Source organism: Sphaerisporangium album, from assembly GCF_003323745.1.
GTDB classification, from domain to species: Bacteria; Actinomycetota; Actinomycetes; order Streptosporangiales; family Streptosporangiaceae; genus Sphaerisporangium; species Sphaerisporangium album.
In genome coordinates, this window is record NZ_QOIL01000033.1 from 43437 (window position 1) to 67029 (window position 23593).

Genomic DNA, 23593 nt, shown 5'->3' on the forward strand with positions numbered 1-23593 from the left:
GGACGGCGTCACGTTGAACGGACGGAGAGATCTTCTGTTCGCCGTCCCTCATCTCCGGCACTCGGAGGCACCCGATCGCCGGACGAAGGTCGCCGCCGCCTGGTGAAACGATCACGCATCAGTGCCGCACTGACCACAAGGGCGGGCACCAGGACCAGCGTGAGCAGCGTCGAGGACACCAGGCCGCCGATCACCACGACGGCCAGCGGCTGGCTGATGAACCCGCCCGACCCGGTCAGGCCCACCGCCATCGGGGTGAGCGCGCAGATCGTGGCGATGGCGGTCATCAGGATCGGGCGCAGCCGGCGCCGACCGCCCTCGATCACCGCCTCGGTGACGCTCATGCCCTGCTCGCGGTACTGGTTGATCAGGTCGATCAGGACGATCGCGTTGGTCACCACGATGCCGATCAGCATGAGCATGCCGATCAGCGCCGGGACGCCGAGCGGGGTGTCGGTCACCCGCAGCAGGCCGATCGCGCCGGTCGCCGCGAACGGGATCGACACCAGCAGGATCAGCGGCTGCACGAAGCTGCGGAACGTCGCCACCATGATCATGAACACGATCGCGATCGCGGCCAGCATCGCCAGGCCGAGCTGCGCGAACGCCTCGTTCTGGTCCGCGCTCACCCCGCCGATGCTGTAGGTGACGCCGGGCGGCAGCGTCAGCGTCTTCAAGCTCTCGGTGATCTTCGCCGTGACGCTGCCCAGGTCGGCGGCGTCGGCCGCCGCCGACACCGACGCCGTGCGGTCGCCGTCCTTGCGGGTGATCTGCGTCGGGCCGGCCACCCGCTCGACGTCGGCCACGCTCGACAGCTTCACCGGGCCCGCCGCCGTGGGCAGCTCCAGGTCGCGCACCGCCGCCAGGTCGGCGGGCGCGTCCTCGCCCGACCGCAGGATGACGTCACCGGGCCGGCCGTCCAGGGTGATCTGGCCGATCGGCGCGCCCCGGAACGCCTGCGCCACCACCTGGCCGACGCCGGCCTCGGTCAGGCCCTTGGCCGCCGCCTTCTCACGGTCGACCCGCACCTCGACGCGCGGCGCGCTCGCCTCCAGGTTCGAGGACACGTCCCGCAGCCCCGCGATGCCCTTCATCGCCTCCGCCACGGTGCTCGCGCCGGTCGTCAGGGCCGCCAGGTCCGGGCCCTGCAGGACGACCTCGGCCCGGTCGGAGGAGAAGCCACCGCCGCCCTGCCCGCCGACCGTGACCTCGCCGACGTCGCTCAGCGTCGCCAGCCCGTCTCGCAGCCTGGTCTCCAGCGCCGGGGTGTCCACCCCCTCGGCCACGGTCACCGAGAACGACGCCCGGTCGGCCGAGCCGCCGACCCCGCCGCCGAACGATCCGCCGGAACCGACGTTCACCTGGTAGGACGAGACGCCTTCGCTCGCGGCCAGCACCTTCTCGACCTTCCTGGCCGCCGCGTCCGTGGTCGCCAGGTCGGTGCCCGCCGGCATCTTCTGGGTCAGCGAGATGGTGTCCTGGCCCGAGGAGTCGATGAAGTTGGTCTTCAGGCCCGGCACGAGCGCCAGCGTCCCCGCGAAGACGAGGACGCCGATCAGCACCGTCACCAGCCGCCGCCGCGACGCGAACCGCAGAACCGGCAGGTAGGCGCGCTGGAGCGGGCTGCGCAGTTCCTTGGCCTCGGCCCGCTCGCGGAACTCCACGGCCTGCTCGGCCGACAGCTTCTGCGCCTTGAGGAACCAGTACGCCAGCACCGGGATCACGGTCAGCGACACCAGCAGGGACGCCAGCAGCGCCACGGTGACCGTGATCGCGAACGGCGCGAACAGCTCGCCGACCAGGCCGCCCACGAACGCGATGGGCAGGAACACCGCCACCGTGGTCAGCGTCGAGGCCGTCACCGCGCCGCTCACCTCGCGCACGGCGGTCAGCACGGCCGTGCGCTTGTCCTCGCCGTACCCCAGGTGCCGCTTGATGTTCTCCAGCACCACGATCGAGTCGTCCACGACCCGGCCGATGGCGATCGTCAGCGCGCCGAGCGTCAGCAGGTTCAGCGAGTAGTCGCCCGCCCACAGCGCGATCAGCGCGATCACCACCGACAGCGGGATCGACACCGCCGTCACGATCGTCGAGCGCACCGACAGCAGGAACAGCAGGATGACGACGACCGCGAACGCCAGGCCCAGCAGGCCCTCGGTCGACAGGTCCTCGATCGACCGCTCGACGTACGGCGCCTGGTCGAAGACCACCGTGATCTCCGCCCCGCCGCCCAGCGCGCGGGCCAGGCCCGGGAGCTTGTCGCGCACGTCGTGCGAGATGCGCACCGCGTTGCCGTCGGGCGCCATCGTGATGGACAGGCCCAGGCTCGGCTTGCCGTTCGTCCGGGTGACCGTCGTGGCGTCGGCGGGCCGCTCCTGGATGTCGGCCACGTCGCCCAGCTTGACGGGCTTGGGCGCCGCCGGAGGCTCGGGCGCCGCCGTGGGCCGGGCCGCCGCCCCGGACGGGGCCCGTCCCTGCTGCCCACCGGCCGCGCCCTGACCGGGGGCCGCGCCCTGGCCCGGACCTCCGGGCGCCTGCGCGGGCGCCGCCTGCGGCGTCAGGTACAGGTTGCGCAGGTCGTCCACCGTGGCGATCCGCCGCCCGATCTGCACGGTCAGCGACCTGCCGTCCTCCACCAGGCTGCCCGCCGGGATCGGCGTCCCGTTGGCGCGGAGCAGCTCGGGGATCGCCGCCGGCGACAGGCCCTTCTTGGCCATCTCCTTGGTGTCCGGGGTGATGACCACCGTCTGGTCACGCGCGCCCGTCACCGACGCCTCGCGCACGCCGGTCACGGCCTGCAGTTCGGGGACCGCGACGCGCTCCAGCCTGCCCAGCATGTCCCGCTGGTCGCCGCCGCCGCCCACGGCCATCACCATGACCGGGATGTCATCGGTGTTGCCCGCCACCACCGTCGGGTCCACCCCGTCCGGCAGCTGCGCGGCCAGCCGGCCCACGGCCTGCTGGAGCCTGCTCACCGCGCCCTCGACGTCGGTGCCGTACTCGAACGACACCTGGATCTGCGCCATGCCCTCACGCGAGGTCGAGGTGACCTCGGTGACGCCCGCGATGCCCTGGAAGCTGCTCTCGATGGGCTTGGTGACCTGCTCCTCCACGATGTCGGGCGACGCCCCCGGGTAGGGGGCCACCACGAACGCTCCCGGGAAGGACAGCGAAGGCAGCAACTGCTGCTTCAGCGACGGGATCGCGAAGGCGCCGAACGCGCTGATCACAACCGCGATCAAGATCACGAGACTGCGGTTGGCGAGGCTGAGCCTGGCCAGAGCGGTCATGGACGTGGACCCCCGTATCGGTCAGTGCATAGTTAATGCAGGGCAAAGGCACCGCCATGGCACCGTAAGTTTGGACGACCCTAACACTTCGCGATATACGAACATTTAGCAGGGCTGTGAACACTTGGTAACCTGCCCTCGCGGGGACCGAAAGGTGGACGTGGACGAGAGAGAAGAGCTCATCGCTCGCATCGGGGAGGCCCAGCACGCCCTCGGGCGCGTGTTCGCCCACGACAGGTCCATGCCGTTGCTCGCGCTCAACCTCACGATGCAGCAGCTCAAGGTCACCCTCATCCTCGCCGGCCGCGGCTCGGCCTCCGGCCAGGAGCTCGCCCACACCCTGGGCACCGGCCTCGGCACCGTCACCGGCATCGTCGACCGCCTCGTCGCCCAGGGCCTGGTCTCCCGCCACGAGGACCCCCACGACCGCCGCATCCGCCGCATCCGCCTCACCGACGCGGGCATCCGCATGACCGAGGAGCTCGCCGACGCCGGGCTCGCCGGCTACCGGCGCCTGCTCGACGCCCTCGACCTCGACACCCTGCGCCAGCTCGAACACGTCATGCGCAAGCTCCAGGAGGCCGCCACCGAGCTCATCGAGACCTGGTGATAACTTCGGGCCCCATGCGCGCCCCCGCCGACCCGGCGCCCCCCGCCGGCGCCTACCTCGCCCGGCTCTTCTCGCTCTCCGGACGCACCGCGCTCGTCACCGGCGGCAGCTCGGGCATCGGCTACGCGATGGCCGAGGCGATCGGGCGCGCGGGAGCCGCCGTGGTCGTCGTCGCCCGCAGACCCCCCGAGCTCGCCGAAGCCGTCGCCGCCCTGCGTGCCCAGGGCGTGCGCGCCGGCTCCATCGCCGCCGATCTCGCCGAGGCCGAGGCCGTACGGGACGTCTGCGCGCGGGCCGCCTCCTTCTTCGGCGAGATCGACATCCTCGCCAACGTCGCCGCCAACAACATCCGCCGCCCCATGGCCGAGCTCACCCCCGACGACCACGACCTCACCATGCGGGTCAACGTCACCGCCCCCTTCCTGCTCGGCCAGCACTTCGGGCCGCGCATGGCCGCGCGCGGCTGGGGCCGCATCATCAACGTCGGCTCCCAGCAGTCGATCAGCGCGTTCGGCGACAGCGGCGTGTACGGCGTCAGCAAGGCGGCCATCGCCGGGCTGACCCGCTCGCAGGCCGAGGCCTGGTCGCGGCACGGCGTGTCCGTCAACACCGTCATCCCCGGGTTCGTGCTCACCCCGCTCACCGCGCCCGCGCAGGCCGTGCCCGGCCGGGTCGAGGCCATGGCCGCCCGCTCCATGATCGGCCGCAACGGCCTGCCGTCCGACTTCGCGGGCGCCGCGGTGCTGCTCGCCGGGGACGGCGCCGCCTACATCACCGGCCAGACCCTGTACGTCGACGGCGGCTTCTCGGTGCATTGACGGCTCTCGCTCCGGTGCGTGGCGCGCTCGTGGAGGGTAGGGGGGATCTGACCTCTCCCGCGCCCTTTACAACGTAGATCACAGGAAAGCGATTTGACCTGGAGCGCGCTCCAGCACGAAGACTGTGGTCACAAGCGAGAGCATCGAGGAGTACCACGCATGAAGCAGAGAACCCTCGGCCGGGGCCTGACCGTCTCCTCCCTCGGCCTCGGCTGCATGGGAATGAGCGAGTTCTACGGCGCCGGCGACGAGGCTGAGTCCCTCGCGACCCTGCACCGCGCCCTCGACCTCGGCGTCACCTTCCTGGACACCGCCGACATGTACGGGCCCTTCACCAACGAGCGGCTCGTCGGGAAGGCGATCGCCGGGCGCAGGGACGAGGTCGTGCTGGCCACCAAGTTCGGCATCGAGCGCGACCCCGACGACCATGCCCGGCGCGGCGTCAACGGCCGGCCCGACTACCTGCGCCGGGCCTGCGACGCCTCCCTGCAGCGGCTCGGAGTCGACCACATCGACCTGTACTACCAGCACCGCGTCGACCCGGACGTCCCGGTCGAGGAGACCTGGGGCGCCCTCGCCGAGCTGGTCGCCCAGGGCAAGGTGCGCCACCTCGGCATCTCCGAGGCCGCGCCCGGTGTGGTGCGCCGCGCGCACGCCGTCCACCCGATCACCGCGGGGCAGTACGAGTACTCGCTGTTCACCCGCGACCCGGAGGACGAGATCATCGCGACCTTCCGGGAGCTCGGCATCGGGCTGGTCGCCTACAGCCCGCTCGGCCGGGGGTTCCTCACCGGCGCGATCACCAGCGCCGACCAGTTCGAGGCCGGGGACTTCCGCGCGGCCAACCCCCGCTTCCAGGGCGAGAACTTCGCCGCCAACCGGGAGCTGGTCGTCCAGATCGAGCGGATCGCCGAAGACAAGGGAGTCACGCCCGCCCAGCTCGCCCTCGCCTGGGTGCTGGCCCAGGGCGAGGACATCGTGCCGATCCCCGGCACGAAGCGGCGCTCCTACCTGGAGCAGAACGTCGCCGCCCTGGACGTCGCCCTCACCGCACAGGAGCTCGCCGCCCTGGAGAAGGCCGCGCCCCGGGACGCCGTCGCGGGCGAGCGCTACCCGGCCGCCAGCCTTCCGCGGATCACGTCCTGAGCGACGGGCCCGCCGCCGCGCGCGCCGGACTTCCCCGGCGCGCACGGCCCGTCAGCGGGTGTCGGTGACCGCGCGCAGGCCGAGGCCGATCAGGACCCCGGCGTACGGTGTGTCCCGTGTTGTGACATTTAGCGGTGCTTTTCCCGGCGCTTTGGCGGCACGTCACTTCACACCAGCGATGCTCGGTGGGGAGGAGGTTTTCGTGACCCAGAAGACGACCCGGCCACGCATCGTCGTGGGCGTGAACCACTCCCCCGCCGCGACCGCCGCGCTGCGCTGGGCGGTCGGCGAGGCGAGTCTCAGGGACGCGGCGATCGAGGCCGTCCACGCCTGGCAGTGGTCGGGCCAGCACCGGGCGTCGTACGCGCCGATGGGAACCTGGCGCTCCCACGACGAGGAGTTCCAGGCGGCGCGCGAGCGGACGCGGCGCATCGTCGCGGACGTGCTGCCGTCGGCGGAGCCCGTCGTGGCGCACGGCCCGCCCGCCCAGGTGCTGCTCGCCCATTCCGAGGACGCCGACCTGCTGGTGCTGGGCATCCGCAGCCCGGCTCCCGGCGTGCCCGCCACGGCCACGCCCGTGCTGGCCGCCTGTCTCATGGGCGCGCGCTGCCCGGTGGTCGTCGTCTCCCCCGAGATGCTCCCGGCCCCGGACCTCACCCCCTACGACGTGACGCTCAGCGGCGCCCCGATCCGCTGAGGCGACCTGAGCGTCGCCGCGCCGGTCGCCCGGGAGGCTTCAGCGTCCCCGGCCGAGAGAGCGGGGCGTCTCCAGGGAGCCGGGCGTGTCCGGCACGGCGTACAGGGCCGACAGTTCCCCGATCGTGGCGATCAGGAGGTCGCGCAGTTCGGGCGGGCCGAGCACCTCCAGGCTCGCGCCCATGCGCAGCAGCAGCCAGCAGGCGTGGCGGGTCGACTCGATGGGCAGCCGCAGCACCCGCCAGCCGTCCTCCCCGGGCGGCCCGGCCGCCGCCAGGGCGGCCTCGACGGGACGCGTGCCCGCCGTGAGGCGCAGCATCTGCTCGGCGCCGGGGGCGAGCCGCACGGTGGCCTCGTGCGGGTACATGCGCTCGCGGAAGCCCTCGGAGTAGTCCTGCCAGAACTCCGCCAGGTCGAAGCCCTCCGGGCGGGTGAAACGGGCGGCCAGGATCTCCGCCGACAGGATGCGCGAGACCCGGTAGGTGCGCGGCTCGGCGCCCTCGGGAGCCGCGACCAGGTACCAGGACCCGCCCTTCAGCACCAGCCCGTACGGCCGAACCTGGCGGGTGACGTCGGCGGGGCCCCAGCGGCGGTAGAGCATGCGGATCTCACGGCCCTCCCAGACGGCGTCGGCGACCAGCCCCAGCAGCGGGACCTCGTCGGCGTCGCGGTACCACCCCGGGACGTCCAGCAGGAACCGCTCGCGCATGCGGGAGGCGTGCGAGCGGGGTTCGGGGGGCAGCGCGGCCAGGAGCTTGAGCTCGGCGGCGGCGGCCACCTCGGCCAGGCCCAGCTCGGCGGCGGGCCCGGGCAGCCCCGCCAGGAAGAGCGAGGACGCCTCCTCGGCGCTGAGGCCGTTGAGCCGGGTGCGGTAGCCGTCCAGCAGCCGGTAGCCGCCGGTGGGTCCCCGGTCTGCGTAGACGGGGACGCCGGCCGACGACAGCGCCTCCACGTCCCGGTAGACCGTGCGGATCGACACCTCCAGCTCCTGGGACAGCTCGGCGGCGGTCATGCGGCCGCGCGTCTGGAGGAGCAGGAGGAGGGACAGCAGCCGGCTCGCGCGCATACAGGACAGTCTCCACGATTTGCCAAAGAACACCAATGATGTTCATATGAACGCATGGATCGTTTGCGGGCAATCATGGAAGCCCTCGTGACCTCGGACAGCGTGTCGGTCGCCGAGCTCGCCGCAGAACACGGCGTATCGGAGATGACCATCCGGCGGGACCTCGACGAGCTGGCCCAGCAGGGCGTCGCCCGGCGGGTCAGGGGCGGGGCGCAGAGCCTGTTGCTGCGCGGCGAGGAACCCCCGTTCGGTGTGCGCGAGCGCGAGTCCACCGGCGCCAAGCGGCGCATCGCGGCCGAAGCGGCCGCGCTGATCGCCGACGGCGAGGCGGTCGTGCTGGACGGGGGGACCACGGCGCTGGAGGTCGCCCGCGCCCTGCACGACCGCAGGCTGACCGTCCTGCCGTTGTCGCTGCAGTCGATCCTCGCCCTCGCGGACGCCCCGCGCGTGCGGCTGGTGCTCCCCGGCGGCGAGGTCCGCCACGGCGAGCTGAACGTCACCGGGCCGCTCACGGTCGCCACCATCGGCGGGCTGCGCTTCGACACCGCGGTCATCGGCTGCTGCGGCCTGTCCGCCGAACACGGGATGACCGCGCACGACCTCGCCGACGTCGCGGTCAAGCAGGCCGCGATCGGCTCCGCGCGGCGCGTCATCGCCGTCGCCGACTCCTCCAAGTTCCGCCAGACCGCCTTCGCCGCCGTCTGCCCCGCCGGCCGCCTCGACGTGCTGATCACCGACGACGGCATCCCCCGCGACCAGCACGACGCCCTCACCGCCGCCGGTGTGACCGTGCGCGTCGCCGCGTGAACGCCGTGACCGGAACCCTCACCGCCCTGTCCGGCACGGACGCCGCGCTGCGCCGCGCGCGCCTGGCCGTGTACGTCACGTTCGCGATCCCCGGCATCGCCCTCGGCGTGTGGACCGCCCGCATCCCCGCCATCAAGGAACGGCTCGCGCTCGGGGACGGGCAGCTCAGCCTGGCCCTGCTGGCCGTCGCCGCCGGCGCGCTCGCCGGCATGCAGGTCATCGGACGGCTGGTCGACCGCCACGGCGGCGCCAACGTCATGGTGCCGCTCGCCTTCGCCCAGGCCGTGGTACTCCTGCTGCCGGCCGCCATGCCCGACCTGATCGGCCTGGCCGCCTCGCTGGCCCTGTTCGGCGTCGTGCACGGCATGCTGGACATCGCGATGAACGCGGTCGCCGTCGAGGTGGAGCGGGCCTGGAGACGGCCGCTGATGTCCTCCTTCCACGCCGTCTTCAGCGTCGGCGGCTTCGCGGGCGCGGCGATCGGCGGGCTGTTCGCCCACGCGGGCGTGGGGGCGTGGCCGACGTTCGCCGTCACCGCCGCGCTGCTCGCGGTGCTGGCCGCCGTGGGGTCCCTTCCGATCCTGCGGGCCATGCCCGCCGTGCGCGCCGCCGAGGCCGGTCGGTACGCGTCGTCCATCAGCGCCGTGCCCGGGGACGCGGCCCCGACGAAGGCCACGGACACCACGGAGACCGCCGAGACCGACGCGGCGGCCTCACCCGGCGCTCCGGGGACGAACGGCGGGACGCCGGCGCGGGCGAACACCGGAGCGCTGAGCGTGCTCTTCCTCGGCCTGCTCGCGTTCTGCTGCATGATCGGCGAGGGCGCCTCCGCCGACTGGGGCTCGGTCTACCTGCGTGAGGACCTCGGCAGCTCCGCCGGTCTCGCCGCGGCCGCCTACGCGACCTTCTCGATCATGATGACCGCCGGGCGGCTGGCCGGGGACCGGCTGGCGGCGCGGTTCGGCCCGGTCGCGCTGGTGCGCTCCTGCGGGCTGCTGGCCGGCACCGGCTTCGCGGCCGCCCTGCTCGTGGGCCATCCCGTGGCCGGGATCATCGGGTTCGGCTGCTTCGGCGCCGGCCTTTCCTGCATCGTCCCCCTGGTGTTCTCGGCCGCGGGCAACCGCGACCCCGCGCGGGCGGGACGGGCGCTCGCCCGGGTGGCCGGCCTCGGGTACACGGGCCTGCTCACCGGGCCCGTGCTGATCGGCGGCGCCTCCGAGGCGATCGGCCTGCCCCGCGCACTGGCGATCCCGGCGGCGCTGGCCCTGTTCGTGGCGCTGGCCGCCCCGGCCGTGCGGGACGCCCGCGCGGCCCGCCGGTGACGGGGCGCACGTCCGGGCCGCGTGAAACCCTCGCGGCTCCCTACGGCTTGCGGGCGACCCCTCCGAGGAAGATGGGGCCGGGCGGGTCGAGGCGCGGGGTGCCGTCCGGGCGCCAGCGCGCGACCGGCACGACCCCCGGCTCCAGCAGCTCGAACCCCTCGAAGAAGCCCGCGATCCGCTCGGGGCTGCGGGGCGTGATCGACCCGGCCGACGTCATGGCGTAGGTCTGCACCGCCTTGGCCAGCTTGTCCGGGGCCATTTTCTCGGCGGTCGCGTGCGAGATCACCATGTAGCTCCCCCGCGCCATCCGCCCGGCCAGCGCCGCCACGACGTCCTCGGGGCCGTCGGTGTCGGGGAAGAAGTGCAGCACGGCGAGCATGAGAACGGCCACGGGCTCGTCCAGGTCGATCAGCCTGCGCAGGTCCCGGTGCGCGAGGACGTCCTCCGGGTCGCGCAGGTCGGCCTGGATGACCACCGTGTCACTGCGGTTGGCGAGCAACGCGCGGCCGTGCGCGAGGACCATCGGGTCGTTGTCGACGTACACCACGCGGCAGCCGGGGCTCACCCGCTGCGCCACGTGGTGGACGTTCTCCTGGGTGGGCAGGCCGGTGCCGAGGTCGACGAACTGGCGGATGCCCGCGTTCGCCATGTGACGGACCGCGCGCCCGAGGAACTCGCGGTTTTCCTGCACCCTCTGGCGAACGTAGGGCGCGGCCCGGACGATCTCGGCCGCCGCCGTCCTGTCGGCGGCGAAATTGTCCTTCCCCCCCAGGAAATAGTCGTACATGCGCGCGACATTTGGTTTCGTCGTGCTGAAACCCGACACGACCGGGTCCTCGCCCGTCATCACGGCTCCCCTTGAGAAACGCCGGTGCACCGATGGTCTGCATCGATCCCGTCGCGGCTTAGAACGCCTTCTGGCAGAACATGGTATATGGCCAGCTTGGCCGTATTTCACCCCATCTTTCGGAAGCGCAGGATCCTGGCGTGGTATGCGTTATCTCTCCACCCGAGGAAGAAGCGCAGATGCCCGCGAATGGACCGGACGAGCCGCTGCTCCTCCTCGGCGGGAACGGCGCGCTCCGACAGCCGCGCCTGCGCCCACGCCATCGACTGCACCCAGAACTCCGTGGTCGGGGCGGTGACGTTCACGTTCCGGTCCATGACGAGCCCGGCCCGCCCGGCGGCCCTCTCGTACTCCGTCACCGTGCCGATGCGGGTCCTCCAGTACTCGTCGAACGGCTCGCGCCACGCGGGGTCGGCCAGGAAGACGTCCTCGACGGCGAACACGCCGCCGGGCCGCAGCGCGGCGCCCACGCGCTGGAACGTCTCGGCGCGCGGGATGTGGCAGAGGCTCTCCGTCGCGACGGCCGCGTCGAACCTGAGCGAGGACGGCAGCTCGCGCACGTCCGCGACGAGCGGGCGGATCCGGCCGGCCAGCTCCGCCTCGGCGGCGAAGGACGCGACGACGCCGGCGTGCTCGGGGACGTTGGTCAGCGCGGTGACCTGGACGGGGTGCCGCTCGGCCCAGTAGATGGCCCCTCCCCCGAGACCGCAGCCGACGTCCAGCAGGTCCCCCGCGAAGAACCGGGACGCCTCGCAGACCTCGGCGACGCGTTCCAGCATGCGCTCCTGCGCGGCGACGATCCCGGCCCGGACGCGCTCCGCCGTCGCGCCGGACGGCGGATGCGGGCGGTCGAACAGGCCGAGGTGGTAGTGCACCCGGGGCCCGGGCCCGTAACGGTCGACGATCGCGGCGGTCTTGCGGCGGTAGTGGTCCCGGACCCTCGTGTCCGGCCGCACCGCCACCGGCGTCGCCTCGCCGAGGCAGTCGAGGGAACCGACGGGGTCTAACTGGGCAGTCGTCATCACTGATCCTCTGGGGGGTTCCGCGCGTCCTGGCCATCGCGGGCGCGCGTCGCTGCGGCGCGGGCTCGGCCGCGCGCCGGGGAGATTACGGGAAGAGAGGGAAAGCCGGGGCGACCGGCGGACGGTACGCCGGCGCCGGGAGGGGAACCCGGATCGATCCGGTGCTCCGCCACCGCGGGGGCGGACAAGGCACCTCCGGGGGAAGAGGCTCGGAGGGCTCCATCTAGGCCACCTCTATGTGGTTCACCGGCTCCGGGACACCGCCCGGCCCTTTGACGGGCGCCGGAGACCGCGTCCCCGCACAATTGGACATGCCCGGACATCCAGCCCGGTCGATCCCTTACTGCACGTGGCCAGCAATCAACCGACAAACCCGCAATTATGAGCTTTTGTCGCATTTAACGCCATGATTCCCACGGCGAAACATGGCAGACAGTAGCAGAACCAATGTTCCGGACGTGTTACTTCCCTGGTTTCCTCACCCGGGCTTCGGACTCGTCGAAGTGCGGCCTTTATCGCGGTCCGAAATACGAGAACGCTCCAGGAACGCCCGCGCCCTGATCGGGAGCGGCATCGGCGGCGCCGAGGGGCGGATTCCGGTCAGATGTCGTCCCCCGGAGGCGACGACGGCTCCGGCGTGGAGGAGCGGGTGTCGCCCGGGGACGGGGAGGGCGACGGCTTGAGGGTGTCGTTCGGCGAGGGCACCGGCGGCGGCGTGGGCTGGAAATACGTGGCCGGGAGCGGCCGGGAGGGCGGCATGGTCTCGTCGTCCCGGCCGAGCAGCAGCCAGACGATGGCCCCGGTCAGCGTCACCAGCGCCACCAGCGCCGACAGCGCGACCAGCACCGCCCGCCGGGTCTCGGTCGGCGGAGGCGCGGGCGGCGGCGGCACCGGCAGCGCGGGGGCGCGGTCGCCCAGCCAGTACGGGACGAAGTCCGGCCCGTGCGTCTCGCCGATCAGCGTGCCGGTGACCAGCACCGACTCCAGGAACCACCCCGCGCCCGGGCCGCCGGGGACGTACGGCACGGCCACCCACGGCGCGGCGCCGCCGTCCATCGCGATCACCCTCGGCGCGCCGGCCGGGCCCCGGCCCCGGGCACGCCCCAGCCAGCCGCGCACGCCGCCACGCGCCGGCGACGCCTGGCGCACGGCCATGAGGAACCGCTCGCGCGCCGCGGCGTCCAGCGCGGCGCCGCGGGTCAGCAGCGCGATCGACGCCACGCGGCCGTCCGAATCCTGCCCGAGGTAGACGAACCCGGTGGGCATGGCCTGCAGCCGTGCCTGCACGACGTACGCCCCCAGCCGGGGCGGGTCACCGTACTGCAGCGGAGTGGCCACGGTTGACATGAAAGCACACCAAGACACCCGGCTCACCGTGACGGTGCCGTGCACCTTTGCGCCGTGTTTGATGGAATGGCCGCATGACCGTTGCGGAAGAACGCAGTGACGGATCCGGACCGGACGAAGGCGCCGACGCGGACCTCCGTCTGCTCCAGCAGTCCATCGCGGAGGTCCGGCGCGTGATCGTCGGCCAGGACCACATGATCGAGAGGCTGCTGGTGGCGCTGCTGGCCCGCGGTCACTGCCTTCTCGAAGGCGTGCCCGGCGTCGCCAAGACCCTCGCGGCCTCCACCCTGGCCACGGTGGTCGGCGGCACCTTCGCCCGCATCCAGTTCACGCCCGACCTGGTGCCGAGCGACATCGTCGGCACGCGGGTGTACCACCCCTCCAGCGAGAGCTTCGACATCGAGCTCGGGCCGGTGTTCGTCAACTTCCTGCTCGCCGACGAGGTCAACCGGGCCCCGGCCAAGGTGCAGTCGGCGCTGCTGGAGGTGATGGCCGAGCGGCAGGTCACGCTGGCCGGGCGCACCCACCCGCTGCCCCGGCCGTTCATCGTGCTCGCCACGCAGAACCCGGTCGAGTCCGAGGGCGTCTACCCGCTGCCGGAGGTCCAGCGCGACCGGTTCCTGTTCCGGGTGCGGGTCCCGCACCCGACCGCGACCGAGGAGCTGGAGATCCTCCACCGCATGAGCGTCTCCCCGCCGCTGCCCGGCCGGGTGCTCGACCCGTCGCGGCTGATGTCCCTGCAGAAGCTCGCCGACCAGGTGTCGGTCCACCAGCTCGTCGCCGACTACGTCGTCCGCCTGGTCATGGCCACGCGCGCCCCGGCCGAGTACGGGCTGCGCGAGCTGGCCGAGGCGATCGAGGTCGGCGTCAGCCCCCGCGCCACGCTCGGCCTGGTCGCCGCGGGGCGCGCGCTGGCCCTGCTGCGGGGGCGCGACTACCTGCTGCCCGACGACGTGCGCGACGTCGCCGCGGACGTCATGGGGCACCGCCTCATGCTCACCTTCGACGCCCTGGCCGACGGCGTCGACCCCGAGTCCGTCGTCCGGCAGATCCTCTCGGCCGTGCCGCCCCCGCTCGTCGTCTGGAACCAGGCCCAGCGGTGACGGCCCCGCAGCCATCCGAGGACGCCCGCCCGCCGGGGGAGGCGGGGCGCGACCCCGAGCACGCCCTGCGGCGCCTGGAGCTGACCGTCGTGCGCCGCCTGGACGGCCTGCTGCACGGCCAGCACCAGGGCCTGCTGCCGGGCGCGGGCAGCGAGCTCGGCGACAGCCGCGTGTACGTGCCCGGCGAGGACGACGTGCGGCGCATGGACTGGGCGGTCACCGCCCGCACGACCGTCCCGCACGTGCGCGACCTGGTGGCCGACCGCGAGCTGGAGACCTGGGCCCTGGCCGACCTGTCGCCCAGCATGGACTTCGGCACCGCCGCGATGGAGAAGCGCGACCTGGTCATCGCCGCCGTCGGCGCGCTGGGCTTCCTGAGCAGCCGGGTCGGCGACCGGTTCGGCGCGCACGTCCTGCACGACGGGCACGTCCACCGCCTGCCGCCGCGCACCGGCCGCGCCGCGATGTACGCCCTGCTCCAGACGCTGATGGACGCCCCGCGCGGCGCTCCCTCCGACCTGCCCCTCACTCCCCTGGCCGAGGCCGTGGAGTCGCTCGGCCGGGCGCACCGCAAGCGGGGCCTGCGCGTGGTCGTGTCGGACTTCCTGGAGCTGGGCGAGGGGGGCGACGTCGCGACCGAGCGCCCGTGGGAGCTCCCCCTGCGCCGGCTGGCCGCCCGCCACCAGGTGCTCGCCGTGGAGGTGCTCGACCCCCGTGAGCTGGAGCTCCCCGACGTGGGCCTCGTCGTGCTCACCGACCCCGAGACCGGGCGGACGCGCGAGGTGCACCTCACCGCGAAGATCCGCCACGCCTACGCCGAGGCCGCCCGCGCCCACCGCGAGGCCACCCGGCGCGCGCTGCGCCGCTGCGGCGCCGGTCACCTGGTGCTGCGCACCGACCGCGACTGGGTGTACGACATCGTCCAGTACGTCCTGAGATACCGCCGCACCGCGCACCTGGCCGGGCGGCACGCCGTCAGGAGGGCAGGCGCGTGATCTTTCTGTCTCCCGGCTGGCTGTGGCTGTTCGCGGCGGTGGCCCTCATGGCGGGGGCGTACGTGCTCACACAGCTCGCCCGGCGCCGGTACGCCGTCCGGTTCACCAACCTCGCCCTGCTGAGCCTGGTCGCCCCCGAGCGGCCCGGGTGGCGGCGCCACGTGCCCGCCGCGCTGTTCCTGGTGATGATGAGCCTGCTCGTGATGGGCGCGGCCCGCCCGGCCGACGCCACGCGCGTGCCGAGGGACCGCGCCACGATCATCGTCGCGGTCGACATCTCCCTGTCCATGGAGGCCGCCGACGTCTCCCCCACCCGCCTGGTGGCCGCCCAGCAGGCGGCGCAGCAGTTCGTCAAGGACCTGCCCGAGCGGTTCAACGTGGGCCTGGTGTCCTTCGCCCGCTCGGCGGTGGTCGTGATCTCGCCCACGACCGACCACCAGGCGGTGATCACCGCGATCGCCAACCTGACCACCCGCCCGGGCACGGCCATCGGAGAGGCCGTGTTCAACTCGCTGGACTCGGTCCGCTCCTTCGACCAGCGCGCCGTCACCGACCCGCCGCCCTCGGCGATCGTGCTGCTGTCCGACGGCGACAACACCTCGGGCCGCTCGGTCAACGAGGCCGTCGCGGCGGCCGTGACCGCCCGCGTGCCCGTCTCCACCATCGCCTACGGCACACCGGACGGCACGGTCAGCATCGACGGGCGCGACGTGCAGGTGCCGGTGAACAAGGCGACTCTGCAGTCCCTGGCCGACGGCACCAGCGGGCACGCCTACAGCGCCGAGTCGGGCGACGAGCTGCGGGACGTCTACAGCCAGATCGGCACCTCGCTCGGGTACCAGGTGGTGAACAAGGAGATCGGCCAGTACTTCACCATCGCGGGCGTCTTCGCCGGCCTGCTCGTCGCCGGGGCCGCGATGCTGCTCGGGACGCGCCTGCCCTGACCGCCGCCGGGGGCCCTGCCGCCGTGGAGCCCCGATCGACGCGGACCCCGGACCCGTGGATCGACGCGGGGCCCTGATCGACGCGGGGCGCGTCCGGGCCATGGGATCGACCAGGCCCGCGCGGTTGGTAACGTCTCTGCACGTGACGTCCAAGGGGGCACATTACTTCGAGGAGCGGCCCGGCGCGGCCGCCCGGCCGGGCACGGTCGAGGTCGTCCTGCCCGACCTGCACCTGCGCCTGGCCACCGACAGCGGCGTCTTCTCCCCCGGCCGTCTCGACCCGGGCACGCGCGTCCTGCTGGAGACGGTGCCCCCGCCGCCCGCCCGCGGCGACCTGCTCGACCTCGGCTGCGGGTACGGGCCGATCGCGCTGACCATGGCCTCCCGGGCCCCGGAGGCCACCGTGTGGGCGGTGGACGTCAACCGGCGGTCAGTGGAGCTGTGCGCGCGCAACGCCCGAGCCGCCGGCCTTGACAAAGTAAGGTCGGTGCACGTGGACGACGTGCCGCCGGACGTGCGGTTCTCGGCCATCTGGTCCAACCCGGCGATCCGCATCGGCAAGGCCGCCCTGCACGCCATGCTGACCCGCTGGCTCGACCGGCTGACGCCCGGCGGGTCGGCCTACCTGGTCGTGCAGAAGCACCTGGGCTCCGACTCCCTGCAGCGCTGGCTCGCCGGCCAGGGTCACCCGGTCGAGCGGGTGGCGTCCCGGTCGGCCTACCGGGTGCTCAAGGTCGGCGCCCGGCCCTGCCCGGCCCCCCGCGACGCCGCGCCCACCAACGACACCGCCGACGAGGAGCGATGAACGCCCGATGATGAGCGCAGGCACCCGCAGGCAGTTGCGCCCCACCGACGTCAAGCGGCTCAACCGCTCCTACCGGCGCGGCACCGAGAAGCGGCTCGCGCTGATCCTCGAGTCGGTGACGGGCCCGTACAACGTCGGCTCGCTCTTCCGCACGGCCGCCGCGTTCGGCGCCGACCGGCTCTGGCTGGCGGGCAACGCCACCCCGCCCACCAACCCCAAGGTGCAGAAGACCGCGCTCGGCACCGACAGGCTGGTCGAGTGGGAGGAGGCCGTCCCCGCGCTGGAGGCCGTCCGGGCCGCCAAGGAGGACGGCTACACCGTGATCGCCGTCGAGCTGACCGAGGACGCCGTGCCCCTGCACCAGGCCCGCCTGAACCGCGACGTGTGCCTGGTGCTCGGCGGCGAGGACCACGGCTGCTCCCCCGCCGTGCTCGCGGCCGTCGACGAGGTGGTCTACATCCCGCAGGTCGGCCGGGTGGGCTCGTTCAACGTCGGCGTCGCCGGGGCCATCGTGCTGGCCGAGGCCCGCCGCCAGGAATGGGCCGCCGCCGGGGCTCCGTCCGCCCCGTGAGCCCACCGGCCGGGCCCATCGCCTTCACCCGTACAGTTCGTGTCCGTTCGTAACCCAAATGTTCATTCGGTACGCTGACGTGACAGCCTTACACAGGGGATACTCCTGGTCGTGCAGCGCCGCTACCCGTTCCTGGACCACCCGGGCCCGCTCGCCTTCGCCCACCGCGGCGGGGCCGCCGAGGGCCGCGAGAACACCATGGCCGCGTTCTCCCGGGCCGTCGACCTCGGGTACACCTACCTGGAGACCGACGCCCACGCCACCTCCGACGGCGTGCTGCTCGCCTTCCACGACCACACCCTGGACCGCGTGACCGACCGTCACGGCCGCCTGGCCGCGCTGCCCTACCGCGAGGTGCGCCGGGCGCGCATCGGCGGCGTCGAGGAGATCCCCCTGCTGGAGGACGTGCTCGGCACCTGGCCCGACGTGCGGGTCAACATCGACGTCAAGGAGTCCCCGGCGATCGGGCCGCTCGCCGAGGCGATCCGCCGCACCGACGCCTACGACCGCGTGTGCCTGACGTCGTTCTCGGACATGCGCCTGGCCAGGGCGCGCATGGCGGTGGGCCGCCCGGTCTGCTCGGCGCTCGGCCCGCGCGGGGTCGCCCGGCTGCGGGCCGCGGCCATGGGCTCGGGGTACGGGCGCCTGCTCGGCGGGCTGGCCCGGCTCGGCGTCCCGTGCGCGCAGGTGCCGGTGGGCTTTCGCGGCATGCGGGTGACGACGCGCGCCCTGGTGCGCACCGCCCACGCGCTCGGCATGCAGGTGCACGTGTGGACGGTCGACGACCCCCGCCAGATGGAGAGCCTGCTCGACCTCGGCGTGGACGGCATCATGACCGACAACATCTCGGGGCTGAGGGACGTCCTCAGCGCCCGGGGCCAGTGGCACCCCCGCCGGCCGGCCGCGCGGGCCTGAGCCTCCCGCCGGCCGCCGCCACCCCCACTCGAGGCCAGGAGACCCGATGACCACGTCCATCGTCGCCGAGGACCCCCCGAGGGCGCGCAAGCGCGAGCAGCGGGGCTGGTACTGGTACGACTTCGCCAACTCCGGCTTCCAGACCACGGTGATCACGGTCTTCCTCGGCCCCTACCTCACCACGCTGGCCGAGAAGGCGGCGGGCGGCGAGGACCGGTTCGTCGCCTTCCTCGGCTTCGACATGCGCGCCAAGGCGTACTTCTCCGCGATCGTGACCATCTCCGTGGTCCTGCAGATCATCGTCATGCCGATCGCCGGGGCGCTGGCCGACCACACCGGGCGCAAGAAGGAATTGCTCGGCGTGTTCGCCTACCTCGGCGCGGTCGCGACGCTCGGCTTCTACTTCGTCCAGGGCGACGCCTACGTGCTCGGCGGGGCGCTGTTCGTGACCGCGAACGTGGCGTTCGGCGCGGCCATGGTCGTCTACAACTCGTTCCTGCCGCAGATCGCCGGCGCCGACGAGCGGGACACGGTGTCCTCGCGCGGCTGGGGGTTCGGGTACCTCGGCGGCTTCCTGCTGCTGGCCGTAAACCTGTTCCTGTACCAGGGCAGCGGCATCGAGGAGGGCCTCGCGGTGCGCATCAGCCTGGCGTCGGCGGGCCTGTGGTGGGCCATGTTCACGGTCATCCCGCTGCTGCGCCTGCGCAACCGCCCGGTGGAGGGCCACGACGCCTCGGCGGCCCAGGCCATCGGCGGCAGCTTCCGCCAGCTCGGCCGCACGATCGCCGGGCTGCGCCACTACCCCCGCACACTGCACTTCCTGCTCGCCTACCTGATCTACAACGACGGCGTGCAGACGGTGATCTCCTTCTCGGCGACCTACGCCGACCAGGAGCTCGGGCTGGGCAAGAGCGTGCAGATCACCGCGATCCTGATGGTGCAGTTCGTCGCGTTCGGCGGAGCGCTGCTGCTCGGATGGCTCGGCTCGCGGTTCGGCACCAAGCGCACGGTGCTGGCCAGCCTGATCGTGTGGACGGGCGTCGTCGGCGTGGCGTACTTCCTGGAGAAGGGCGCGGCCGTGCAGTTCTACGCGATCGCCTTCCTGATCGCGATCGTCCTCGGCGGGACGCAGGCGCTGTCGCGCTCGCTGTACTCCCTGGTGATCCCCCCGGGCCGCGAGGCGGAGTACTTCAGCCTGTACGAGGTGAGCGACAAGGGGTCGGCGCTGCTCGGATCGCTCACGCTGACGGTGGCCCTGCAGATGACCGACAGCTACCGCGTGGCGATCCTGTCGCTGATGATCTTCTTCGTGCTGGGATTCGCGCTGCTCGTGGCCGTCAACCTGCCGAGGGCCGTCCGGGAGGCGGGCAACGAGGTGCCCGCGCACCTCTAGCGCGGGCCCGCGCGACGGCGCCGCCGGAGGGGAACGCCGCGAAGATCACCTTTGCGGCACGCGAAAAGCGCGATTGGATCACCCCAAGGGTGGGAATCCATCCACGGTATCAAGCGTTGTAAGCCGTGGAGACCCACCCCTCAGAACGGGGCCCTCAGGAGGCATTGAAACATGGGCGAGCGTGCACTTCGCGGAACCCGGCTCGGAGCCACCAGCTACGAGAACGACCGCAACACCGATCTGGCCCCGCGTCAGGAGGTGCCTTACACCTGCCCGAAGGGCCATCACTTCGACGTTCCCCTTGCAGCCGAGGCGGAGATCCCGGCGACCTGGGAATGCCGCAACTGCGGCGCCACGGCCCTGAGAGTCGACGCCGAGCAGCCCCAGCAAAAGAAGGCCAAGCCACCGCGCACCCACTGGGACATGCTGCTGGAGCGTCGCACGATCGAAGACCTCGAAGAGGTGCTCAACGAGCGCCTGGCGATCCTTCGGGCACAGAGGCGCAAGAGCGCCTGACCGTCTCGAAACCGGCATCCGCACGGCGTCTCCGGTCCACCCGCACGGGTGCCCGGGGGCGCCGTTCTTCATGCCCCGGCCGGTTCTCACGCCGTCCGGTCCGCGCCCTCCTCCTCCACGACCTGCCCCCGGACGACCCGGGACGAGCCCCGCGCGGGCCCCGCGGCCGCGTCGGGCCCCTGACCGCCGAACACCGCGCCGAACGGCGACCTCGCCGTCATCACCCGCACCCGCCGCCCCAGGAACCACGCCAGGGCGCGGCGCGCCATCGGCCGGGTGAACGGCAGGACCAGCGCGAACCCGGCGATGTCGGTCAGGAAGCCCGGGGTGAGCAGCAGAGCGCCGCCCGCGACCACCAGGGCGCCGTCGGCGAGCTCGCGGTCGGGCATGCGGCCGGACTGCAGCGCCTGGTTCAGCGCCCGCCACGCGCGGCGGCCCTCCCGGCGCACCAGCCACGCCCCGAGCAGGCTGTCGAGGATCAGCAGGCCGACGGTCTGCCAGCCGCCGATGACCTCGCCGATCTGGATGAGCACCCAGATCTCCAGGACCGGCACGACCAGGAACGCGATGAACAACGCGACACGCAGCATGACTCCACCATCGTCTCGGGGCACCTCGTGCACCTCGGGACGTACAACGCGCGGCCCCGCCGGGATGGTTCCCGCGCCGCCCGCGCCGGCCCTTCCCCGGGGGGCGGTCACGGGGCGAGGCTCAGCGCGTCCTTCGGACGCGGCGGGGCAGGCCGGAGACGCCCCACACGGTGACCCGCCACAGCGCCTCGGCGACGATGGCGCGGCTCATCTTGCTCGCCCCGGCCGTGCGCTCGACGAACCTGATCGGCACCTCGGCCACGCGTAAGCCGTTCCGCACGGTGCGCAGGGTCAGGTCGACCTGGAAGCAGTAGCCCTCCGACCGCACGTCGTCGAGCCCGATCTTCTCCAGCGCCGAGGCCCGGTAGGCGCGGAAGCCCGCCGTGGTGTCGCGCACGGGCACGCCGAGCATCAGGCGGGCGTAGGTGTTGGCGCCCCGGGACAGCAGCTCCCGGCCGGCCGGCCAGTTGACCGTCTCGCCTCCGGGCACCCAGCGCGACCCGATCACCAGGTCGGCGCCGTCCGCCAGGGCCTCCAGCAGCTTGGAGAGCTCCTCGGGCTGGTGGGAGCCGTCGGCGTCCATCTCGACCATGACGTCGAAGCCCTCGGCCAGCCCCCAGCGGAACCCGGCGATGTAGGCGGCGCCGAGCCCCTGCTTGCCGGGGCGGTGCAGGACGTGGACGTGGTCGTCGGCGGCGGCCAGCTCGTCGGCGACGTCGCCGGTGCCGTCGGGGCTGTTGTCGTCGGCGACCAGGAGGTGGGCGTCCGGCACGGCGGCCCGCAGCCGCGCCGCGATCACCGGAAGGTTCTCGCGCTCGTTGTAGGTGGGAACGATGACGAGTACCCGTCCGAGGATGCGCTCCATCACCTGTCTTCTTCCTCCGAGTCGTGTGCGGCCTCCGTGCCCTCCGGTGAGGGCTCCGGGGCGCCCGCGCGCCGCCGCGCGACGGCGAGGGCCACGGCGCCGGCCCCGATGAGCGACAGTACCCATTCCGGCAGCGCTCCCACGCGCGTGGCGAGCGTCCGGCCGCTCTGGAGCGGCACGGTGATCACGGCCATGTCCTTGACGCGCTCGGCGGTGCGCCAGCGCACCCGGCCCGCCGGGTCGACGTAGGCGGATATTCCCGTCGTGGCGGCGATGACCACCGGACGGTCGTGCTCCACGGCACGCAGCTGTGACATGGCGAGCTGCTGCGGCGGCAGGTTGGTCAGGGCGTACGTCGCGTTGTTGGTCTGCACGACGATCGGCGTGGCGCCCGTGAGCACGGTCGAGCGCACGGTGTCGTCGAAGGCGACCTCGTAGCACTCCACGGCGCCCACCGTCACCGGGCCCATCTTCAGGTCGCCGTCGCGGGTGCCGGGCAGCGACTGCAGGCCGACGAGGTCGACGCGCGCGATGAACGTCGAGAGCAGGTCCTTGAAGGGGACGAACTCCCCGAACGGCACCAGCCTGCGCTTGTCGTAGAACGCGCCGGGGCCGCTCACCGGATCCCAGACGATGCCCCGGGTCATGCGGTGCTCGCCGTCGGGGTGGCGCACCACCGCGCCGACCAGCACCGGCACCCCGATGTCGCGCACGGCCGCGTCGATCACCTCGCGGGCGCCGGCGCTGCGGTAGGGGTCGATGTCGGTGGAGTTCTCCGGCCAGATCACGAGGTCCGGCCTGGCGGCCCTGCCCTCGCGCACGGCACGGGCCAGCTCGTGGGTCTGGTCGGCGTGGTTGCGCAGGACGACGGCGGGCCGGTCGCCGAGGAAGCCCATGCCCTCGCCGGGCACGTCGCCCTGGATCACGCCCACGCGCACGCTGCCGGACGGCGCGGCCCCCGGCCTCGGGACCGCGTACCCCAGCAGGGGCAGCGCGACCACGCCCGCCAGCAGGCAGGCGACCGGCCACAAGGGCGTCCCCGCCGCCCTCTCCCCGCGCGGGGAGAGGGCGGCCAGGCGCGGGGCCAGGGCGGCGAGCAGGGCCGCGAGCAGCGTGCCGCACAGCACGACCGCGAAGGTGACCAGCGGGGCGCCGCCCAGCGCGGCGTACGGGGTGAAGGGCGTGCCGCCCTGGCTGAACGCGACGCGCACCCAGGGGAACCCGCCGACGGGGAACCGGCCGCGCAGCCACTCCTGGACGATCCACAGGGCCGCCACCCACAGGGGCCAGCCGCGCAGCCGCGTGACCAGGGCCGCGCCGGCGGCCAGGGCGGCCCAGAACAGGCTCTCGATCGCCACGAGCGCCAGCCACGCGTCGTCGCCGATCGGCCGCACCCACACCAGCGCCGGCAGCAGGAACGCGAAGGCGCCGAGGTATCCGATCCAGGCGGCCCGGCGCGCGTGGAGGCCCCGCACGGCCAGCGTGAGCAGGGCGATGCCGGCCGGGGCGAGGAACCACAGGCCCGTGGGGGGAAAGGCGAGGTAAAGGAGCACTCCCCCGGCAAGGGAGGCGGCGAGCCGCGGGAGGGCGCGCGGGGACGGCGGGCCGCCGGCGACGGCCGGCGTCCGCTCCTGTTGCTGCACCGTTCGCTGGGCCACGGGTGCGGTTTCTCTTTTCGCGGATCCTTCGGTGACCCCCGAACGCTACCGCCCGGCGGACGCCGCTCCAACCGCAGGGGCGGCGCGGCGAAGGATCGCGCATGGTGATCCCTGGGCCTGAGATCACACCCAGGAACCACGCTGCGCTGCGGCACGGGACGGGAAGAGGGCCCGGACGACCCTTCGGACCGGATCCGTCCCGTCGGCGGCGAGCGCGGAGTTCCGTTGTCTACTGGGTGTCCAGGCCCCTCCCGGGTCCAACCCCCC

At 73.1% G+C, this 23593-nt stretch carries 22 protein-coding genes; 14 read left to right on the forward strand and 8 right to left on the reverse strand.

Going from position 1 to position 23593, the window contains the following annotated elements; all coding sequences use genetic code 11:
• Positions 1-8 precede the first annotated feature (8 nt).
• Positions 9-3290, reverse strand: coding sequence for an efflux RND transporter permease subunit (locus DQ384_RS37790; RefSeq protein ID WP_114033689.1), 3282 nt, complete (start codon positions 3288-3290; stop codon positions 9-11).
• A gap of 160 nt (positions 3291-3450) precedes the next feature.
• On the opposite strand from DQ384_RS37790, the gene DQ384_RS37795 reads away from it, so the two are divergent.
• The 4 genes from DQ384_RS37795 to DQ384_RS37810 all read left to right on the forward strand — a co-directional run bounded on the left by DQ384_RS37795 (position 3451) and on the right by DQ384_RS37810 (position 6561).
• Entirely contained in the window at positions 3451-3900 is a 450-nt protein-coding gene (locus DQ384_RS37795; RefSeq protein ID WP_245967062.1) for a MarR family winged helix-turn-helix transcriptional regulator, read from the forward strand.
• Between the two features lie 14 nt (positions 3901-3914).
• Complete coding sequence (locus DQ384_RS37800; RefSeq protein ID WP_114033691.1) at positions 3915-4718, forward strand: SDR family NAD(P)-dependent oxidoreductase; 804 nt, start codon at positions 3915-3917, stop codon at positions 4716-4718.
• 159 nt (positions 4719-4877) lie between these two features.
• Positions 4878-5864: an aldo/keto reductase gene (locus DQ384_RS37805; protein WP_114033692.1), complete on the forward strand. Its 987-nt coding sequence runs from the start codon at positions 4878-4880 to the stop codon at positions 5862-5864.
• 202 nt (positions 5865-6066) lie between these two features.
• On the forward strand, positions 6067-6561 hold the full coding sequence (locus DQ384_RS37810; RefSeq protein ID WP_181871640.1) for a universal stress protein: 495 nt from the start codon (positions 6067-6069) through the stop codon (positions 6559-6561).
• Between the two features lie 39 nt (positions 6562-6600).
• On the opposite strand, the gene DQ384_RS37815 is transcribed toward DQ384_RS37810, so the two are convergent.
• Positions 6601-7626, reverse strand: a complete 1026-nt coding sequence (locus tag DQ384_RS37815) for a helix-turn-helix transcriptional regulator (protein WP_114033694.1) — start codon at positions 7624-7626, stop codon at positions 6601-6603.
• A gap of 54 nt (positions 7627-7680) precedes the next feature.
• Between DQ384_RS37815 and DQ384_RS37820 the strand changes: the two genes are divergently transcribed.
• Positions 7681-8433: a DeoR/GlpR family DNA-binding transcription regulator gene (locus DQ384_RS37820; RefSeq protein WP_281274187.1), complete on the forward strand. Its 753-nt coding sequence runs from the start codon at positions 7681-7683 to the stop codon at positions 8431-8433.
• Positions 8430-9755, forward strand: a complete 1326-nt coding sequence (locus tag DQ384_RS37825) for an MFS transporter (RefSeq protein ID WP_245967063.1) — start codon at positions 8430-8432, stop codon at positions 9753-9755. The genes DQ384_RS37820 and DQ384_RS37825 overlap by 4 nt, the downstream gene beginning before the upstream one ends.
• 40 nt (positions 9756-9795) lie before the next feature.
• On the opposite strand, the gene DQ384_RS37830 is transcribed toward DQ384_RS37825, so the two are convergent.
• The 3 genes from DQ384_RS37830 to DQ384_RS37840 all read right to left on the reverse strand — a co-directional run bounded on the left by DQ384_RS37830 (position 9796) and on the right by DQ384_RS37840 (position 12971).
• Positions 9796-10602 (reverse strand): SAM-dependent methyltransferase, encoded by an 807-nt coding sequence (locus tag DQ384_RS37830; RefSeq protein ID WP_114033696.1) that lies wholly within the window; start codon positions 10600-10602, stop codon positions 9796-9798.
• A gap of 107 nt (positions 10603-10709) precedes the next feature.
• Positions 10710-11624 (reverse strand): SAM-dependent methyltransferase, encoded by a 915-nt coding sequence (locus DQ384_RS37835; protein ID WP_114033697.1) that lies wholly within the window; start codon positions 11622-11624, stop codon positions 10710-10712.
• 600 nt (positions 11625-12224) lie between these two features.
• A complete protein-coding gene (locus DQ384_RS37840; RefSeq protein ID WP_114033698.1) occupies positions 12225-12971 on the reverse strand; it encodes a hypothetical protein in 747 nt (248 codons plus the stop codon).
• A gap of 74 nt (positions 12972-13045) precedes the next feature.
• Here DQ384_RS37840 and DQ384_RS37845 point away from each other — a divergent pair, with 74 nt between their 5' ends.
• From DQ384_RS37845 to DQ384_RS37880, 8 genes are all read left to right on the forward strand, one after another.
• Positions 13046-14074, forward strand: a complete 1029-nt coding sequence (locus DQ384_RS37845) for an AAA family ATPase (RefSeq protein WP_114033699.1) — start codon at positions 13046-13048, stop codon at positions 14072-14074.
• Complete coding sequence (locus DQ384_RS37850; protein ID WP_114033700.1) at positions 14071-15069, forward strand: DUF58 domain-containing protein; 999 nt, start codon at positions 14071-14073, stop codon at positions 15067-15069. The genes DQ384_RS37845 and DQ384_RS37850 overlap by 4 nt, the downstream gene beginning before the upstream one ends.
• On the forward strand, positions 15066-16013 hold the full coding sequence (locus tag DQ384_RS37855) for a VWA domain-containing protein (protein WP_114033701.1): 948 nt from the start codon (positions 15066-15068) through the stop codon (positions 16011-16013). Before DQ384_RS37850 ends, DQ384_RS37855 begins: the two co-directional genes overlap by 4 nt.
• Positions 16014-16113: 100 nt before the next feature.
• Positions 16114-16818 (forward strand): class I SAM-dependent methyltransferase, encoded by a 705-nt coding sequence (locus DQ384_RS37860; protein ID WP_114033721.1) that lies wholly within the window; start codon positions 16114-16116, stop codon positions 16816-16818.
• A 10-nt stretch (positions 16819-16828) separates the two neighbouring features.
• Entirely contained in the window at positions 16829-17389 is a 561-nt protein-coding gene (locus DQ384_RS37865; protein ID WP_114033722.1) for an RNA methyltransferase, read from the forward strand.
• A 111-nt stretch (positions 17390-17500) separates the two neighbouring features.
• A complete protein-coding gene (locus DQ384_RS37870) occupies positions 17501-18304 on the forward strand; it encodes a glycerophosphodiester phosphodiesterase family protein (RefSeq protein WP_114033702.1) in 804 nt (267 codons plus the stop codon).
• Between the two features lie 46 nt (positions 18305-18350).
• Positions 18351-19697 carry an MFS transporter gene (locus tag DQ384_RS37875; protein WP_114033703.1) on the forward strand — a complete coding sequence of 449 codons (1347 nt, stop codon included), beginning with the start codon at positions 18351-18353 and terminating at the stop codon, positions 19695-19697.
• 171 nt (positions 19698-19868) lie between these two features.
• Positions 19869-20213 carry an RNA polymerase-binding protein RbpA gene (locus tag DQ384_RS37880; protein ID WP_114033704.1) on the forward strand — a complete coding sequence of 115 codons (345 nt, stop codon included), beginning with the start codon at positions 19869-19871 and terminating at the stop codon, positions 20211-20213.
• A gap of 86 nt (positions 20214-20299) precedes the next feature.
• Here the strand turns inward: DQ384_RS37880 and DQ384_RS37885 are convergent, their stop codons facing one another.
• The 3 genes from DQ384_RS37885 to lnt form a co-directional block, all read right to left on the reverse strand.
• The gene (locus DQ384_RS37885; RefSeq protein ID WP_114033705.1) at positions 20300-20803 is read right to left on the reverse strand and encodes an FxsA family protein; all 504 of its coding nucleotides are present in this window, start codon (positions 20801-20803) and stop codon (positions 20300-20302) included.
• A gap of 121 nt (positions 20804-20924) precedes the next feature.
• Complete coding sequence (locus DQ384_RS37890; protein WP_114033706.1) at positions 20925-21668, reverse strand: polyprenol monophosphomannose synthase; 744 nt, start codon at positions 21666-21668, stop codon at positions 20925-20927.
• The gene (gene lnt / locus DQ384_RS37895) at positions 21668-23326 is read right to left on the reverse strand and encodes an apolipoprotein N-acyltransferase (RefSeq protein WP_245967065.1); all 1659 of its coding nucleotides are present in this window, start codon (positions 23324-23326) and stop codon (positions 21668-21670) included. Before lnt ends, DQ384_RS37890 begins: the two co-directional genes overlap by 1 nt.
• Positions 23327-23593: the final 267 nt, after the last annotated feature.

Excerpts from the sequence above, each read along its gene's own strand:
- DQ384_RS37790 (WP_114033689.1), bottom strand. The coding sequence starts at position 3,290 with ATGACCGCTCTGGCCAGGCTCAGCCTCGCCAACCGCAGTCTCGTGATC.
- DQ384_RS37800 (WP_114033691.1), top strand. The coding sequence starts at position 3,915 with ATGCGCGCCCCCGCCGACCCGGCGCCCCCCGCCGGCGCCTACCTCGCC.
- DQ384_RS37805 (WP_114033692.1), top strand. The coding sequence starts at position 4,878 with ATGAAGCAGAGAACCCTCGGCCGGGGCCTGACCGTCTCCTCCCTCGGC.
- DQ384_RS37815 (WP_114033694.1), bottom strand. The coding sequence starts at position 7,626 with ATGCGCGCGAGCCGGCTGCTGTCCCTCCTCCTGCTCCTCCAGACGCGC.
- DQ384_RS37820 (WP_281274187.1), top strand. The coding sequence starts at position 7,681 with ATGGATCGTTTGCGGGCAATCATGGAAGCCCTCGTGACCTCGGACAGC.
- DQ384_RS37830 (WP_114033696.1), bottom strand. The coding sequence starts at position 10,602 with ATGACGGGCGAGGACCCGGTCGTGTCGGGTTTCAGCACGACGAAACCA.
- DQ384_RS37835 (WP_114033697.1), bottom strand. The coding sequence starts at position 11,624 with ATGACGACTGCCCAGTTAGACCCCGTCGGTTCCCTCGACTGCCTCGGC.
- DQ384_RS37840 (WP_114033698.1), bottom strand. The coding sequence starts at position 12,971 with ATGTCAACCGTGGCCACTCCGCTGCAGTACGGTGACCCGCCCCGGCTG.
- DQ384_RS37845 (WP_114033699.1), top strand. The coding sequence starts at position 13,046 with ATGACCGTTGCGGAAGAACGCAGTGACGGATCCGGACCGGACGAAGGC.
- DQ384_RS37860 (WP_114033721.1), top strand. The coding sequence starts at position 16,114 with ATGGGATCGACCAGGCCCGCGCGGTTGGTAACGTCTCTGCACGTGACG.
- DQ384_RS37865 (WP_114033722.1), top strand. The coding sequence starts at position 16,829 with ATGAGCGCAGGCACCCGCAGGCAGTTGCGCCCCACCGACGTCAAGCGG.
- DQ384_RS37875 (WP_114033703.1), top strand. The coding sequence starts at position 18,351 with ATGACCACGTCCATCGTCGCCGAGGACCCCCCGAGGGCGCGCAAGCGC.
- DQ384_RS37880 (WP_114033704.1), top strand. The coding sequence starts at position 19,869 with ATGGGCGAGCGTGCACTTCGCGGAACCCGGCTCGGAGCCACCAGCTAC.
- DQ384_RS37885 (WP_114033705.1), bottom strand. The coding sequence starts at position 20,803 with ATGCTGCGTGTCGCGTTGTTCATCGCGTTCCTGGTCGTGCCGGTCCTG.
- DQ384_RS37890 (WP_114033706.1), bottom strand. The coding sequence starts at position 21,668 with ATGGAGCGCATCCTCGGACGGGTACTCGTCATCGTTCCCACCTACAAC.